Annotated in this window: 19 protein-coding genes; 11 read left to right on the forward strand and 8 right to left on the reverse strand. The window is 39.8% G+C overall.

Annotated elements, in window-relative coordinates; translation table 11 throughout:
• The first annotated feature begins 1 nt into the window (after position 1).
• From AABI99_RS01950 to AABI99_RS01975, 6 genes are read left to right on the forward strand one after another with little or no spacing between them, the layout of a single operon-like run.
• On the forward strand, positions 2–628 hold the full coding sequence (locus AABI99_RS01950; protein ID WP_338362982.1) for a molybdenum cofactor guanylyltransferase: 627 nt from the start codon (positions 2–4) through the stop codon (positions 626–628).
• Positions 625–1,164: a molybdenum cofactor biosynthesis protein B gene (gene moaB, locus AABI99_RS01955; protein ID WP_338362983.1), complete on the forward strand. Its 540-nt coding sequence runs from the start codon at positions 625–627 to the stop codon at positions 1,162–1,164. Before AABI99_RS01950 ends, moaB begins: the two co-directional genes overlap by 4 nt.
• 1 nt (position 1,165) lies before the next feature.
• Entirely contained in the window at positions 1,166–1,636 is a 471-nt protein-coding gene (gene moaC, locus AABI99_RS01960) for a cyclic pyranopterin monophosphate synthase MoaC (RefSeq protein WP_305398435.1), read from the forward strand.
• Positions 1,614–1,907 (forward strand): MoaD/ThiS family protein, encoded by a 294-nt coding sequence (locus tag AABI99_RS01965; protein ID WP_338362985.1) that lies wholly within the window; start codon positions 1,614–1,616, stop codon positions 1,905–1,907. Before moaC ends, AABI99_RS01965 begins: the two co-directional genes overlap by 23 nt.
• The gene (gene moaE / locus AABI99_RS01970) at positions 1,907–2,386 is read left to right on the forward strand and encodes a molybdopterin synthase catalytic subunit MoaE (protein ID WP_338362986.1); all 480 of its coding nucleotides are present in this window, start codon (positions 1,907–1,909) and stop codon (positions 2,384–2,386) included. The genes AABI99_RS01965 and moaE overlap by 1 nt, the downstream gene beginning before the upstream one ends.
• Complete coding sequence (locus tag AABI99_RS01975; protein WP_338362987.1) at positions 2,387–3,031, forward strand: MOSC domain-containing protein; 645 nt, start codon at positions 2,387–2,389, stop codon at positions 3,029–3,031. It abuts the gene before it with no gap.
• A 16-nt stretch (positions 3,032–3,047) separates the two neighbouring features.
• On the opposite strand, the gene AABI99_RS01980 is transcribed toward AABI99_RS01975, so the two are convergent.
• A complete protein-coding gene (locus tag AABI99_RS01980; protein WP_338362988.1) occupies positions 3,048–3,953 on the reverse strand; it encodes a LysR family transcriptional regulator in 906 nt (301 codons plus the stop codon).
• A 126-nt stretch (positions 3,954–4,079) separates the two neighbouring features.
• Between AABI99_RS01980 and AABI99_RS01985 the strand changes: the two genes are divergently transcribed.
• A complete protein-coding gene (locus AABI99_RS01985) occupies positions 4,080–4,529 on the forward strand; it encodes a PACE efflux transporter (RefSeq protein ID WP_338362989.1) in 450 nt (149 codons plus the stop codon).
• A 179-nt stretch (positions 4,530–4,708) separates the two neighbouring features.
• Here AABI99_RS01985 and AABI99_RS01990 read toward each other — a convergent pair whose 3' ends face one another.
• The gene (locus AABI99_RS01990; RefSeq protein WP_338362990.1) at positions 4,709–5,359 is read right to left on the reverse strand and encodes a bifunctional 4-hydroxy-2-oxoglutarate aldolase/2-dehydro-3-deoxy-phosphogluconate aldolase; all 651 of its coding nucleotides are present in this window, start codon (positions 5,357–5,359) and stop codon (positions 4,709–4,711) included.
• Positions 5,360–5,617: 258 nt separating this feature from the next.
• Positions 5,618–7,639 (reverse strand): methionine--tRNA ligase, encoded by a 2,022-nt coding sequence (gene metG / locus AABI99_RS01995; RefSeq protein WP_338362991.1) that lies wholly within the window; start codon positions 7,637–7,639, stop codon positions 5,618–5,620.
• A gap of 187 nt (positions 7,640–7,826) precedes the next feature.
• On the opposite strand from metG, the gene apbC reads away from it, so the two are divergent.
• Together apbC and dcd are read left to right on the forward strand one after the other, a co-directional pair.
• Complete coding sequence (apbC, locus tag AABI99_RS02000; protein WP_338362992.1) at positions 7,827–8,903, forward strand: iron-sulfur cluster carrier protein ApbC; 1,077 nt, start codon at positions 7,827–7,829, stop codon at positions 8,901–8,903.
• Positions 8,904–8,908: 5 nt separating this feature from the next.
• On the forward strand, positions 8,909–9,496 hold the full coding sequence (dcd, locus tag AABI99_RS02005) for a dCTP deaminase (RefSeq protein ID WP_338362994.1): 588 nt from the start codon (positions 8,909–8,911) through the stop codon (positions 9,494–9,496).
• 81 nt (positions 9,497–9,577) lie between these two features.
• Here dcd and AABI99_RS02010 read toward each other — a convergent pair whose 3' ends face one another.
• The 3 genes from AABI99_RS02010 to AABI99_RS02020 all read right to left on the reverse strand — a co-directional run bounded on the left by AABI99_RS02010 (position 9,578) and on the right by AABI99_RS02020 (position 11,775).
• Positions 9,578–10,237, reverse strand: a complete 660-nt coding sequence (locus AABI99_RS02010) for a type IV pili methyl-accepting chemotaxis transducer N-terminal domain-containing protein (RefSeq protein WP_338362996.1) — start codon at positions 10,235–10,237, stop codon at positions 9,578–9,580.
• Between the two features lie 142 nt (positions 10,238–10,379).
• Positions 10,380–11,162, reverse strand: coding sequence for a CLCA_X family protein (locus AABI99_RS02015; RefSeq protein ID WP_338362998.1), 783 nt, complete (start codon positions 11,160–11,162; stop codon positions 10,380–10,382).
• A gap of 16 nt (positions 11,163–11,178) precedes the next feature.
• Positions 11,179–11,775 (reverse strand): tRNA-uridine aminocarboxypropyltransferase, encoded by a 597-nt coding sequence (locus AABI99_RS02020; protein WP_338363000.1) that lies wholly within the window; start codon positions 11,773–11,775, stop codon positions 11,179–11,181.
• Positions 11,776–11,910: 135 nt separating this feature from the next.
• Here AABI99_RS02020 and AABI99_RS02025 point away from each other — a divergent pair, with 135 nt between their 5' ends.
• Together AABI99_RS02025 and AABI99_RS02030 are read left to right on the forward strand one after the other, a co-directional pair.
• Positions 11,911–12,246, forward strand: a complete 336-nt coding sequence (locus AABI99_RS02025; RefSeq protein WP_338363001.1) for an Hpt domain-containing protein — start codon at positions 11,911–11,913, stop codon at positions 12,244–12,246.
• A 262-nt stretch (positions 12,247–12,508) separates the two neighbouring features.
• Entirely contained in the window at positions 12,509–13,726 is a 1,218-nt protein-coding gene (locus AABI99_RS02030) for a pyridoxal phosphate-dependent aminotransferase (protein WP_338363003.1), read from the forward strand.
• A 68-nt stretch (positions 13,727–13,794) separates the two neighbouring features.
• Here AABI99_RS02030 and AABI99_RS02035 read toward each other — a convergent pair whose 3' ends face one another.
• Together AABI99_RS02035 and lpoB are read right to left on the reverse strand one after the other, a co-directional pair.
• Complete coding sequence (locus tag AABI99_RS02035) at positions 13,795–14,262, reverse strand: glycine zipper 2TM domain-containing protein (protein ID WP_338363005.1); 468 nt, start codon at positions 14,260–14,262, stop codon at positions 13,795–13,797.
• Positions 14,263–14,320: 58 nt separating this feature from the next.
• Complete coding sequence (lpoB, locus tag AABI99_RS02040; protein WP_338363007.1) at positions 14,321–14,938, reverse strand: penicillin-binding protein activator LpoB; 618 nt, start codon at positions 14,936–14,938, stop codon at positions 14,321–14,323.
• Between the last annotated feature and the right edge of the window lie 6 nt (positions 14,939–14,944).

Genomic DNA, 14,944 nt, shown 5'->3' on the forward strand with positions numbered 1-14,944 from the left:
AATGAGCAATAAAGCCGTATTTACGGGTGTTGTACTCGCCGGAGGGCAATCATCAAGAATGGGCAGCGATAAAGCCACTCTTATTTTAAAAAATAAAACATTACTGCAAAATGCCTGTGAGTTATTAACAGTAGCAGGAGCAAGTGATGTGCTTATAAGCCGTAATGTACAAAGTGCTAATGCGCAATACATACCCGACATTTATCCAGATTCTGGCCCGCTTGGAGGGATTTATTCAACCTTAATGGCAACAGAGCAAGATATACTTGCAACCGCTGTTGATATGCCATTACTTACTTGCACGTTGTTAGCGCAAATTGTATCCGTAGCAAGCGATAATGCCCACTTTCAAACACATCAGTCACAAATACATGCGTGGCACTTTGAAAATGAACCGTTACCCCTGTATATTCGTAACACCCAAAGCGTTAAACGTCATTTAAAACAATTACTCATAAACGCAAAGAGTCATAAATCAATTAAACAGTTTACCCTTAGTATTGGTGTGCAAACGCTAAAATGTAATAAAGCACACGCACTTGTTAATACCAATACACCGGTGCAATTTAAAGCTGTTAGCGAGCAATATGACCAACACAAACCTAATTTATTGAGAAGAACCCTATGAGCCACACAACTGAGTCACAAATCGCATTAAACATCGCCGTCATGACCGTAAGCGATACACGTGATGAAATTACAGATACCTCAGGCCACTATTTAATTAAAGCGCTAACTGAGGCTGGCCATCACTTAGCGGATAGAGACATAGTTAAAGATGATGTTTATCAAATGCGAGCAGTCGCCTCACAATGGATTGCCGATGACACCATTCACGCCATTTTAGTCACCGGTGGTACGGGCTTTACCGAGCGCGACTCAACACCTGAGGCATTTGCACCGCTGTTTGATAAAAGCGTAGATGGCTTTGGTGAGCTATTTAGACATATTTCGTACGGCGAAATTGGTAACTCAACTATTCAATCGCGTGCGTTGGCAGGCCTTGCCAATAACACCGTTATTTTTTGTATGCCAGGCTCTACGGGCGCATGTAAAACTGCTTGGACTGGTATTATAAAAGATCAGTTAGACTCAATGCACAAGCCATGTAACTTTGCCCCACATATTACGATTGGTAAAAAATGCGAATCACGAGAGCAATAATATGCTGAGCCACGTAGACGAAAATGGCCAAGCAAACATGGTTGATGTATCGCTAAAAGAGGTTACTCTGCGCGATGCATCTGCCGAGGCCTACATTAAAATGAGCAAACAGGCTTTTGAGCAAGTGTTGCTTAATCAAAATAAAAAAGGTGACGTGCTAGGCGTTGCCCGAATTGCGGGAATTCAGGGCGCTAAAAAGTGCGCCGATTTAATTCCGCTTTGTCACCCGCTGGCACTGAGTAAAGTGGCCGTTGATTTTGAACTTGATGAAACACATAGCCAAATTAAAGTCACCAGCTACTGTAAATTAGCAGGTAAAACGGGCGTTGAAATGGAAGCGCTCACCGCTGTATCAGTAGCGACCCTTACACTGTTTGATATGTGTAAAGCTGCCGATCCGCTTATGGAAATTCACGGTATGCGTGTAACACAAAAAGCAGGAGGCAAGCATGGCAGCTGGCAGCGAGACTAATTTAAATGTTACTGATGCAGGGCAAGTAAATGTATTGTTTTTTGGCCAACTAAAAGAGCGCTTAAAGTGCGATAAGTTAACCGTTGATATAGCACACACCCTTAGCATTGCAGCGTTCAAACACATGCTAGTTGAGCAAAACCCACATTGGCAGGCATGGCTTGAACAGCGTGATGTATTGTGTGCGCTTAATCAAACTATGTCATCAAGCGATGAGCTGGTAAAAGCTGGGGATGAACTTGCTTTTTTCCCCCCCGTGACAGGTGGCTAATGAGTATAAGCATTAACGTACAAACGCAGGATTTTTCAGTAGGCGAGCAACATAACGCACTTTGCAGTAATAACAAAAGTGATGGTGCCGTGGTTACTTTTACAGGGCTGGTGCGAGAATTTAGCAGCGGCGATAACGTAATCGCGCTTGAGCTTGAACACTACCCAGGGATGACTGAGCAACTACTGCAATCGATAGCCGAGCAAGCCCAAACACGTTGGCAACTTGCCCGCATAAGTATTATTCACCGAGTAGGCTATTTAGCCCTTGGTGAGCAAATTGTATTTGTTGGCGTAACCAGCCGCCACCGCCAAGCCGCCTTTGAAGGCGCACAATTTATAATGGATTACTTAAAAAACCACGCCACGTTTTGGAAAAAAGAGCATTTTAAAGACTCATCAAACTGGGTTGAGTTTAAGCAAAGCGACAAGCAAGCGCTGGATAAATGGCAAAATGTCGAACAGGATGCAACTAAGTAAATGCATATAATTTCTACCAATATCTCTAAAATAAAAACGATTGTTCATAATGGCAAAGAAGTTAAAACCGGTATTTTTAAAACCCCAACTAGTGAGTCGGTTGTTATTGAAAAGCTAAATATAATAGGTGATGAGCAAGCTGATCTAGTTAACCATGGCGGGGTAGATAAGGCGGTTTATGCGTTTTCTCACAATCATTATGATTACTGGAGGCGCACCCTTGAGAATGATGATTTAGCTGTTGGCGTTTTTGGTGAAAACTTTACAATTTCAGATCTAGATGAAGCTAATATTCATATTGGCGATCGTATTCGCGTTGGCAGCGCACTACTTGAAGTAAGCCAGCCCCGTGTCCCGTGCTTTAAATTGGCCATTGCACTGAATAATAAACAAAGCCTAAAACTGTTTACTCAGTATTATCACACGGGTGTTTATTTTAGAGTGCTGGAACAAGGCGCTGCTAAAACGGGCGATGCAGTGACTATTGAACATAAAGCTGAGCATAATATTTCGGTTAAAACGTTGTTTCAGGCGTTCTTTGATAAACACTATCCAGATTATGAAAACGTATTATTAGCGGCAGTTGAACTACCCGAGCTTGCGCTTGAGTGGCAAACTAAAATCAAAAAGAAATTGGGTATATAACGCTTTATAAGTACTATTAAGCTTTGGCTTGCCACCCATCTTCTTTTAAAAAATGTTGCTGTAAAAGGGTCAGTAAACTTTCCGTTACTGGGCCTGTAGGTTTGCTTCTTGATATCACACAGCCTACAGGTGTCAGCCAACCGCCTTGCTCATGTACTACAGGTAGAGCAACCACGTCCCCTTGTTTAAGTTGTTGTTTTATAGCCAACTCAGGTACCAGTGCCCAGCCCACATTTTGTATTACTAAATCTATGAGCGTTTGATGAGTATTGGCGTACCAAACCTTAGCGCTTATAGCGTAGCTAAACCATAACTCTGATTGATTAAGGCTACGGTGAGCACATTGCCTATGTGCTTTTAAGTCATTGCTATTTACTTTATTAAGTTTAGCAAGCGCATGTTGCGGTGATGCAATTGTTAAAAATCGAGCTTGGCCTAGCAAAAAAAAGTCCATATCTACCTTCAATTCACCATCACTATATATGATACCTATTTGTGCTTTACCGGTTTTTACAAGCTCTTCTACATCAAACGTAGTGACCGATATTAGCTCAAAGTTTGTAATAGGGTAGTGCTGTGCAAGGGGGGCTATTATTTTTAATATTTCGCGATTACTGATGCTTTCGTCAATAGCAATTACGACGTCTTGCTCGTAGTTTTTAGCAAGAGACTCAACTTTTTGATCGAAATAATTTTGTTGGTGCAGTATTGAATAAGCCAGGGGGAGTAGGGTTTTTCCACTTTTTGTTAATGTGGGAGTGTTTTTGCTACGGTCAAACAATGGTTGATTTATTGCAATTTCAAGGTTAGAAATTGCTTGGCTAATACCTGACTGTGCTCGATTTAATTTTCGCCCTGTTGCTGAAAAAGAGCCGGTTTCTACTACGGTTACAAATATTTTTAGTTGCTCTAAGCTGTACATTTTATTCTACTTTATTTAGCGCGATAAATTCATACTATCACAATAAGTGATGGCTGCTAACTTTTGTATCGCTATAAATCTGTCATTATTACTGCACTTAAATATTAAGATATAGAAGAGGACATTATGACAGAGAGAATGGGGGCAACAGAGCGAATATTTCAGGCAGTTTTGTTTGAGGTTTTAGCCGTGTCGTTATCAATTTTAGGTTTAGCACTATTTACAGATCATGCAATTGGGGCTTTATCGGGCACTATGATAATAATTGCAACTATAGCTATGTGTTGGAACTTTATTTTTAACTGGTTTTTTGACCGAGTGGCCACCGGCGCTAAAGAAAAACGCTCGTTATTGTTTAGGCTGTTCCATGTTGTTTTATTTCAAGGTGGCTTATTGGTTTTGACAGTGCCAATTATGGCGTACATTTTAAAAGTAAGTTTGTGGCAGGCATTACTAATGGATATAGGGGTTACGTTATTTGTAACTTGCTACGCGTTTACCTTTAACTTAGTTTACGACCATACACGAGCTTATATATTAACCTCAAAAAAATCAACGCATGTAATAAATACCTAAAGCTGGCCATCGCTTAGCTCAAGAGTTTTTTATTCACATTATAAAGTGAGCTGTGTTTACCCATGGCTTGCTTTTGTCGTTTTTGTGTACTTGCTTTTCCGTTAACTTTAGCCGTTCAATAAGTATCTATAGCTTGATAAATTACCCGTGGTTAGGTAATAACCAGCACTAATGCTAGGTTAATTTTTTGGTAGTTTGCTTATATAGCAATTAACTAAATTGGTCAGTTCAATGTGTTGCTCAGGTGTATTTATCGGCTTACTAAAATCGCTACTCACCGCCACTGCGCATGCCCCCGCTGCAAACCATTGTGTTAAATTATCAATATTTATACCGCCCACGGGCATTAACGGCACATCAGAAAAAGGCCCCGTTAGCGCTTTAAAGTAATTAACCCCCATACTGCCTGCAGGAAAAACCTTAATAATATCGACGTTATACTCTATGGCATTGGCAACATCGGTAGGAGTGAGTGCCCCCATTAACACAGGTAAACCATGGCGGTGGGCAAGCTCTACAACGGCTTGATTAGTATTTGGTGTAACTATAAATTGTGCACCGGCATCAATTGCTTGTTGTGCAAGGGCAGTATTTATTATTGTACCCGCGCCAATGAGTGTATTTTTATAAGTTGCGCGTGCTTTTGCTATTTCTTGTGCAAAGCCAGGTGTATTTGAGGTGATTTCTAGCGCGTTAATGCCTGCATTGACTAAGCAATTAATTAAAGCAGCTACATCGCTTTGTTGTTTTAAGCGAAGTATGGCAACTAGCTTATGCTGCTTAATTTGATTGCTTATTTTTATTCTGTTGGCATTTAAAATTTTGTTCATAATGTCACTTCACTTTATTTAATAAAGGGTCATACGTGTAACAGCAATTGGCAATAACACTTAATCATTTAGGGTTAAACGTGTAGCTCCCTGCGTTAAAAAGCTCTCATTTTTAATAACTTAATAGCGAATTTTTTCTGGTTATTAACATACTATTGCATGCTCAAAATAGAGCTCTTAATTAAACAAGCTAGTATAAACGTTTCTTTTCTCATAAAAAAACCGCTGAAATATCAGCGGTTTTTTATAAGTAATAAATTACATTACACGCATACCTGGCTCTGAGCCATCGTCTGGGTTAAGAATGTAAATTTCTTTACCACCAGGGCCTGCAGCTAATACCATACCCTCTGACATACCAAAGCGCATTTTACGTGGTTTAAGGTTTGCAACCATTACAGTAAGCTTGCCTTCAATGTCTTCTGGTGCGTAGGCCGATTTAATCCCCGCAAACACTTGGCGTGTTTCGCCGCCTAAATCAAGTGTAAGTTTAAGTAGTTTGTCGGCGCCTTCAACATGCTCTGCTTTAGCAATCTTAGCAACACGTAAATCTACTTTTGCAAAGTCATCAAATTCAATTTCGTCGCTAATTGGCTCTTTTGCAAGAGGGCTATTTGGGTCAATTGTAACTTTTGATTCTAGGCTTTCTTTTGATTCTTCAACCATTTTGTTCACTTTATCCATTTCTACACGTTGCATTAACGGCTTAAACTTATTAATAGGGTGGTTTACTAGTGCATTTTGAACACCATCCCACGCTAGCTCGTCATTTAAAAAGGCTTCTACATTTGCAGCCATACCTGGTAATACAGGTTTTAAGTAGGTAATTAAAACACGGAATAAGTTAAGGCCAAGCGAGCATACGTCGTGCGCCTCTTGCTGTTTTGTTTCGTCTTTAATAAGTACCCAAGGTGCTGCGGCATCAATAAATTGGTTTGCTTTGTCGGCAAGCGCCATAATTTCACGAATCGCGCGGCTGTATTCACGGTTTTCATAGTGGGCAGTAATGCTTGGAGCAGCAGCTTGAAATTCAGCCAAAAGCTCAGGTTGCATAATGGTGCTACTTAGCTTGCCATCAAACTTTTTAGTAATAAAGCCTGCACAACGGCTTGCTATGTTGACTACTTTACCTACTAGGTCTGAATTTACACGTTGTGCAAAGTCTTCTAAGTTTAAATCAAGGTCAATAATGCCGCTGTTTAATTTAGCTGCGTAGTAATAACGTAAGTATTCTGGGTCTAAGTTATCAAGGTAAGTACGTGCTTTTATAAACGTACCCTTAGACTTAGACATTTTCTCGCCATTAACAGTTACAAAGCCATGTGCAAACACGTTAGTTGGCTTTCTAAAGTTAGCGCCCTCTAGCATGGCTGGCCAAAATAAACTGTGGAAGTAAATAATGTCTTTACCAATAAAGTGGTATAGCTCAGCATCAGAGCCTTCAGCCCAAAATGCATCAAAGTCTATGCCTTTTTCGTCACATAGGTTTTTAAAGCTTGCCATGTAACCAATCGGTGCATCAAGCCATACGTAAAAGTATTTACCTGGTGCATTTGGAATTTCAAAGCCAAAGTAAGGGGCATCACGGCTAATGTCCCACTGCTGCAGGCCATCGGTAAACCACTCATCTAACTTGTTAGCCATTTCTTGCTGAATAGTACCAGAGTGTAACCACTCCTTTAACATGCCTTCAAATGCTGGCAGGTCAAAAAAGTAATGCTCAGAATCTTTTAAAATAGGCTCGGCACCTGACATTACAGAACGCGGATTAATAAGTTCGGTTGGGCTGTAAGTTGCGCCACACGAATCACAGCTATCGCCATTTTGATTTTCAGACTTACAGGTAGGGCAAGTGCCTGTTACAAAGCGATCGGGTAAAAATATACCTTTTTCAGGGTCGAATAACTGTGAAATAGTGTGCTTTTTAATATGGCCTGCATCATTAAGGCGATTATAAATAAGCTCACTCAGCTCTTTATTTTCTGAGCTATGGGTACTGTGATATTTATCAAACTTAATGTTAAAGTCGGCAAAGTCGCGTTGGCGTTCAATGCTTACATTTTTAACCATATCTTCAGGCGTGATCCCTTGCTTTTGCGCATTAAGCATAATTGGCGTGCCGTGAGCATCGTCGGCGCAAACATAATACGCTTCATGGCCTTGTAGCTTTTGAAAACGTGACCAAATATCAGTTTGAATATATTCCAATAAATGACCTAAGTGAGTAGGGCCATTTGCATAAGGTAATGCGCTGGTAATGAGGATCTTTCGCTGCGTCATAATCATTCCGAATTGAGGATAAATCACCATTTTTACTACAAAAAAGGCGGTTATCATTAATTTATCCATAAGCTTTGGACTAACGGTACGCACAGCTTATGGATTTTTGTTAATTGACTGGTGTTAATGCCCTGAATGTTACATAATTCTGGGGCACTTTTCATCAAAGAAACGCTATTTAATTGCTATGTTTGGACTGTCAAAACTATTCTCCTCTAAATCGGTGCAAAAACAACCGATTATTACTGCCTTAGCGGCGTATCGAAGTGCGGCATTTGCCGTAGGTATTGATGAAAGTTTTATTGAGACCATTTCACAAAATGACGATAAATCAATACACATTAAAATAACGCTGCCATTTGCGGCGCAATCAGAAATGCCGTTAGTTGAGCAGCACGTTAGTAAAAGTATAAATACACCGGTTACTATAGACTCTGTGGTGGCTATAAAAGAGCCTGCTAAATTTAAAACCATTAAACATATTGTGCTTATTGCCTCGGGTAAAGGCGGTGTGGGGAAATCAACCACCGCGGTTAATTTGGCCGGCGCACTTAAACATGAAGGCGCAAAAGTAGGGATTTTAGATGCTGATATTTATGGGCCGTCTATCCCAATGCTTTTAGGGCTTGTAGGCGCAGAGCCACAAACCAAAGATAACAAATTACTACAGCCATTTGATGCCAAAGGCATTAAAGCGCAGTCAATTGGCTTTTTAGTACCAAGTGATGATGCAACTGTATGGCGGGGCCCAATGGCATCGGGTGCGCTCAATCAGTTATTAAACGAAACAGACTGGGGCGAGCTTGATTATTTAATTGTTGATATGCCACCAGGTACGGGCGATATACAACTAACAATGAGCCAAAAAGTGCCTGCCAGCGGTACAGTTATTGTGACTACGCCACAAGACTTAGCTTTAGCCGATGCACAAAAGGGTATTGCTATGTTTAATAAAGTGAACGTCCCAGTGCTTGGTTTAATTGAAAATATGAGCCATTACATTTGTACTCATTGCGGTGAAGCAAACCATGTATTTGGTAAAGACGGCGCTGAAAAGCTTGCCCATAAACACGGCGTACCGGTACTAAGCCATATTCCACTTGCTATAGATATTCGTGAATATTCAGAGCAGGGTAAACTTATTGCCAGCGATAACACCGCGGCTATTAGCAATACATACAGTGCTGCGGCAAGACTGATTGCCAGCACGCTTTTTTATCAGCAGCACCAAAGCAGTGTTGAAATTGTGATTACAGAAGATTAATAAAAATGAGACTTTCAGATACCCATATTAAAGAATACTTAAATGACGGGCGCATAATTATTGAACCTGCGCCAACGAGCGAAATGATTTCAGGCGTGACTGCCGATTTGCGCTTAGGCAACAAATTTAGAACCTTTAACGCGCATAATGCAGCGTATGTAGATTTAAGTGGCCCAAAAGATCAGTTAAATAAAGCCATGGAATCAATAATGAGTGAAGAGATTGAGCTTGCCGACGGCGAAGCGTTTTTTTTGCACCCAGGTGAACTTGCACTGGCTATTACCCATGAAAAAGTAACACTTCCTGCCGATATAGTAGGCTGGTTAGATGGTCGTTCATCACTAGCCCGCTTAGGTTTAATGGTGCATGTAACCGCGCACAGAATTGACCCAGGTTGGAGTGGAAATATTGTTTTAGAATTTTATAACTCAGGTAAGTTACCACTGGCGCTGCGCCCCATGATGAAAATTGGTGCAATGAGCTTTGAAATGCTTTCAGGCCCGTGCGAAAAGCCATACAACATTCGTAAAGATGCAAAATATAAAGATCAAAGTAGTGCGGTAGCAAGCCGTATTAGTGACGATAACTTATAACAATATAAAACTATTAAGCGTTTAAACGCCCGCTTTGTTAGATAGTTTAAACGCTTAATTACTTAATTGAGCGAACTAATATTAAATCTGTTTTTTATTTCTGGCTTTATAAACAAGTAAAAGCTCTACTACAATAGATAGTAAAATTACAATAATTACAATACCTTGAATAGTGTGAAGCTTTTTAACCCGATCAACACTTTCTTTTTCGTACTGCATAACCACTGTATTGAATGCTTTTAAAAGTGGCTCTTTTGCTAAAGAAAAAAAACTTTCTTGGGCTTTATCTAAATTAAGTGTTTGTGTTTTTATCTTCAGTACCTCTTCAACTCTATCTGAAAACATACTTATTTTTTTATCTACATTAACCGGCTCTTTAAAATACATTGCTAACAACTCGTCAGATAATGGGCTTTCATCGCCTAATACCTGTGAGCCATAATGCTCACTTAATAAGTATTTATGATTGTTTTTTAAAGAGTTTAAAGCATTAATGGCCAGTAATTTTGAATCCTGCGAGCCATACATTAAATACTCTAAAGTAAACATGCTCACCCGCTGTGAAAGCATTCTTTGTTGACCACTTATATTGACAAGTTTGCCAGTATCAGATTGTGCTGCAATTACTTCATCAAGCATAAAGTGAATACAGATTGATAAAATAGCTATAACTGTTAAGGGCACAATATAAATTAAAGAGACAGCGCTGCGTTTTTTATGTGTAGGATCAGTATTTACCATTTAAATGCTACTTATTTTAAAATTATTAATGCTTTAGTATAGGGTAGATTAAATATAAGACTTTTCACGTAAATTAAATTTATATTAATGCGCAAAATGATTGAGGACTATTGCGAATAGGTATTACAAGGTAGTTTATGAGTTATTTTGTGTTATGAAGCGCATAGCCTAGTAACTCAAAATACTGGTTGAGCGCTTTATTTGCTCTATTAATGTGCTCTTTATTTGGGTAAATTAAATTACTGTTTTTTAAGCCACTCACCAAAAAACTATTTTGAATAGTGCTGTGGGCATCTATGCATGCTTCAAAGCAGCGCGCTGCTAGTTCCTCAGGCATGCTCATGTAATTCATATTATGTACTTGGTCGTGTTTTATGCATATTTGTACAAACTCATTCGCATCTTGCCCGCCTTCATCCAAAAATATTTCTTTGTAAAAATTATTAAGCGCATTATTAAGCGGGTGAGTTAAGTTAGGTGTGTTACAAAGCCAAAGCTTAGATGCAAATCCAAAGCGAGGTTTTGCTTTAAATAAATGCTCGCTTATGTGATGATCAAATGCATGGAACCATTCGTGGGCTAGTGCACCACCGCCCGCATTTTTAGCAAGGGCAAGCGTTTGTGAGGCTGCGTTATAATGCGCTTGAACACCTTTTTGACCACCGTGACCAAATGCAAAATTAAGTTTACCGCGAAGGCCAATCGCTTTTGGTGGCAAATGCAGTATTTGAGCGAGGTCGGCCAGAGCATCGTAAATTAAATTAGCACTTATAAAACGCTCTTCTTTAGTTACCCATTTACCTACCACCATAGATCTAAAGCCAAAGGTGTCTCTTATATCGCTAAAGTCAACTTGGTCGTCAAAGCGGTAGTCAGGACCTTGGCGAGTAAAGCCCCGTTTTAATCGGTTTTGAAAGTTTCGCATTAAAATCTAGTTGCAGTTAACTTAAGTAACGTGCTTTTACGTGCTTTGGCATATGTTGGGTTTGTTTTTGTATTAATTCATCTAATAAATTATAAAGTGGCGCGGGGCTTAGTTGCTCTATTAAAAACAAACTGTGTGCAACGGCCTCAAGTGTTGAGAGGCTATCGGCTCTAGGGGCTTTTCTAATTGCGTAACGGTTAGTAGGTAACTGCTTAAAACTGACGGTTTTAAACTGATTTAATAATGTAGTGAGCTGTAATATCTTGTAGGCTTTTTTCCAAGTGCCATCAATTACAATTAAATGCGTGATATTGCTAAGCTCAGCGCTGTGAGCTTGTTCATCTAAATTTATAGCTTGCTCATTAGGGTAAAGTAGAACTGTTGACTCTAAAGGGAGGCTTTTTAGTATTGCAAAGTCGCTATTATTTTCACCTTTGACTATTTCGCAATCAATTAGGCTTAAATTAACTAATTTAGCCGTATTCTTCGCTATTTTTTCTTCACTTGGGTGTTGTAGAATAATAACTCTAACTTTATTTTTTAATCGTTTAACGGCATTGCAAATACAGGTTGAGGGTGTAAACAGGCAGCGTTCACAAACTTGACGTGTCATGATCTAAACTTTTTATTGCGAGAGTCTTTTGCTAATTATACATTTATAAGTAATAAAGTTGGATTTTTTTACGCATAGATATACAGTAATACTATTAATTATAAAATGACACGGAATGTTTAAAAGGGCTTATATATGACAGAAATACAAATAGATGAGGCAGCCTTAGACAGCATGCAATCGTTACTTGGCGAACAATTTAAAGACACGCTTGAGTTTTGCTGTAGTGAATTTGAGCGCCTTGGTAATGAAGTTCTTGCAACCATAGGTAGTGATAAAGAGGCGGCGATTCGTCATGCCCATAGTTTAAAATCGAATGCTGCGCAATTTGGCGCGACAAGTTTGTCTGAGGTAGCCCGTCAAATTGAACTAAACCTTAGCGAAGATAAACTAGAGCAAGCTATTGAGGCATCAACGGGTTTAATGGCGCAAGTAAATGGTTCACAAGCTCAATTGCGTGCGTGGTCATAATTTTTTTAATTTTTTATGAACGTGAATTTATTTCAGTATTAAGCAATTAATTAGACTGGCATTTTATATCTTTACTGAGGTAGTCTAAACCTAACTAGGGCGTGTTTAGTCACTCTACAGTAAAGTTACTAGTACGTTGCCCAAGGCACCTTGGGCAACGATCACTTTAAACCGAGCCATTAGGCTATACCCCGCATTAAAAACATCCGCCTCTAGTTAAATATTTTGTTTCATTAAGCCAGTTCGCCCCAAAGAGGTAAAAATGTCAGATATTAAAAAGAGTCACAAATTAGAAGGTGTATGTTACGACATTCGTGGACCGGTTTTAGCCCAAGCCAAAAAAATGGAAGACGAAGGCCAAAAAGTACTTAAGCTCAACATCGGCAACCCTGCAGCATTTGGCTTTGATATGCCAGAAGATATGCACCGAGACATTATCCGTAATTTGTATTCAGCCCAGGGCTACTGTGACTCTAAAGGTCTTTATTCGGCCCGTGTGGCGGTTTATCAACATTATCAGCAACGGGGTTTACATAACCTTGATGTTGATAATATTTATATTGGTAATGGGGTGAGCGAGCTGATTCAAATGATCACCCAAGCGTTATTAAATAACGATGATGAAGTACTCATTCCTGCCCCAGATTACCCACTGTGGACTGCATCAGTTAAGTTAGCAGGGGGTAACCCTGTGCATTATTTATGTGACGAAGAGCAAGATTGGTTTCCGGACATTGCTGATATAAAAAGTAAAATAACCACAAAAACAAAAGCGCTTGTTCTGATCAACCCTAATAACCCTACAGGGGCAGTATATAGCGATGATTTGCTAAAAGAGCTAATTGATGTAGCGCGCGAGCATAAACTTTTATTACTCAGCGATGAAATTTACGAGAAGATTTTATACGATGGCATTACACACAGCTCAATTGGTGCACTATGTGATGATGTGCCGATTATTACCTTTAATGGTTTAGCTAAAACCTACCGTGCGGCGGGTATTAGAATGGGCTGGATGGTTCTCAGCGGGCGTACCTCGGCTATGGAAGACTTACGAAAAGGCCTAGATATTTTATCGTCTATGCGTTTGTGCGCTAATGTGCCTGCACAGTATGCAATACAACAAGCATTAGGTGGCGTGCAATCAATAGATAGCTTAATTGACCCCGGTGGGCGTTTATATGTGCAACGAGATATTGCGTGGCGTGGATTAAATGCCATTGAGGGGATTAGCTGTAAAAAACCCAAAGGGGCGCTGTATGCATTTGCTAAAGTAGACACGGCTCATTTTAATGTCATAGATGATGAAAAAATGATGTTTGATTTACTCAAAGCAGAAAAAATATTATTAGTGCATGGGCGAGCATTTAATTGGCCAGAGCCTGATCACTTTAGATTAGTGTTTTTACCTAACAAAGACGATTTATCGAGTGCAATGTTAAAAATGCAGCGCTTTTTTAAGGATTACAGGCAAACGTGATCCTTGCCCGTAAACAAAAAACGAGCTGCAATAGCTCGTTTTTTTAATGCCAATATGAATAAATACTATCAGTATGCGCGGTCAACTCTTACAGTATTATCACTCAAATACACTAGGCGTACATTATCACCTTTGCTAAAGCGCATTGACTGGTCTTGCTCTTGCACCACCATGTATTGATCGCCATTTTCTACCTCAATCAATAACTCTACTAAGTGGGTTTGCTTGTAATAGCTTTTTTGCTGATTATTGTGGGCAACGCTTCCGCCAATAACTGAGCCCAAAATAGTAGCAACGGTACGACCGCTCCCACCACCAAACTGATTACCTACAACACCACCAAGCAGGGCGCCGCCAAAGGTTTTCCAGCCATTGTTTTTGTCTTGTACAAGCTCTTGTTCGGTAATTTTACGTACAGATTTAACATCACCAAATAAGACCTGCTGCACAGGCACGGCTTTGTTTCGCTCATAGTTTGCAAAACTGGGTGCACTAAATATAAGTAAAGTGCACATTAAAAGCGTTATAGTTTTCATAATAACCTCCTGTTGGTTGCCATATACGTATTAGTTTAAGTAGGTATATGGCAATTAATTACCAACCAAATGTCGATTTTTCTTTCGTTTTACGAATTTCTGTCTCATCTGCCCATTCTACTAGGCCGCTTTCCATATCCATTAAGCGCATGGTAAATTTGTAATACACATCAGACTTATCAGCGTTTGACTTAACAATGCTCGAAAGGTTGCCGTACAACATGTACTGTGCACCAATTTGTTTACCAAAGGCAACGGCAGTTGCAGGGTTTACAAGGGCATCTTCGTTTTGAAAATTAAGCTGCTCGCGCACGGATTCAACACGGGTCATATCAACAAAACGAAACTTACCGCTGCGCAAAAGTTGAGTAGAGATAGAGTCGGTAATAGATTCAGTGTCTATGTGCTCGCTGGTTTTATTTTTAATGCGTTCAACAAATACCACAGGGCGTTTGTTTTGCGTCATTGTGCCTACCACTGGCGAGCTAAGGAGTGAGTCGGTCATTTGGCTGGCTACTTTTTGTAGGTCCGTTGAGCCAAAGTTAATATCGGTTGTTTCTACTGCTTGCGCATCGCCATAACTAACTACTGCTTTATTAGCGCAACCGCTTAATATGAGTGCACTTAGGCTAATAACAGCGTAACTAGATAACGTTTTAAATTGCGTAGTGATCATTTTTTT

It is taken from the genome of uncultured Pseudoalteromonas sp. (assembly GCF_963922945.1).
Classification (GTDB): Bacteria; Pseudomonadota; Gammaproteobacteria; order Enterobacterales; family Alteromonadaceae; genus Pseudoalteromonas.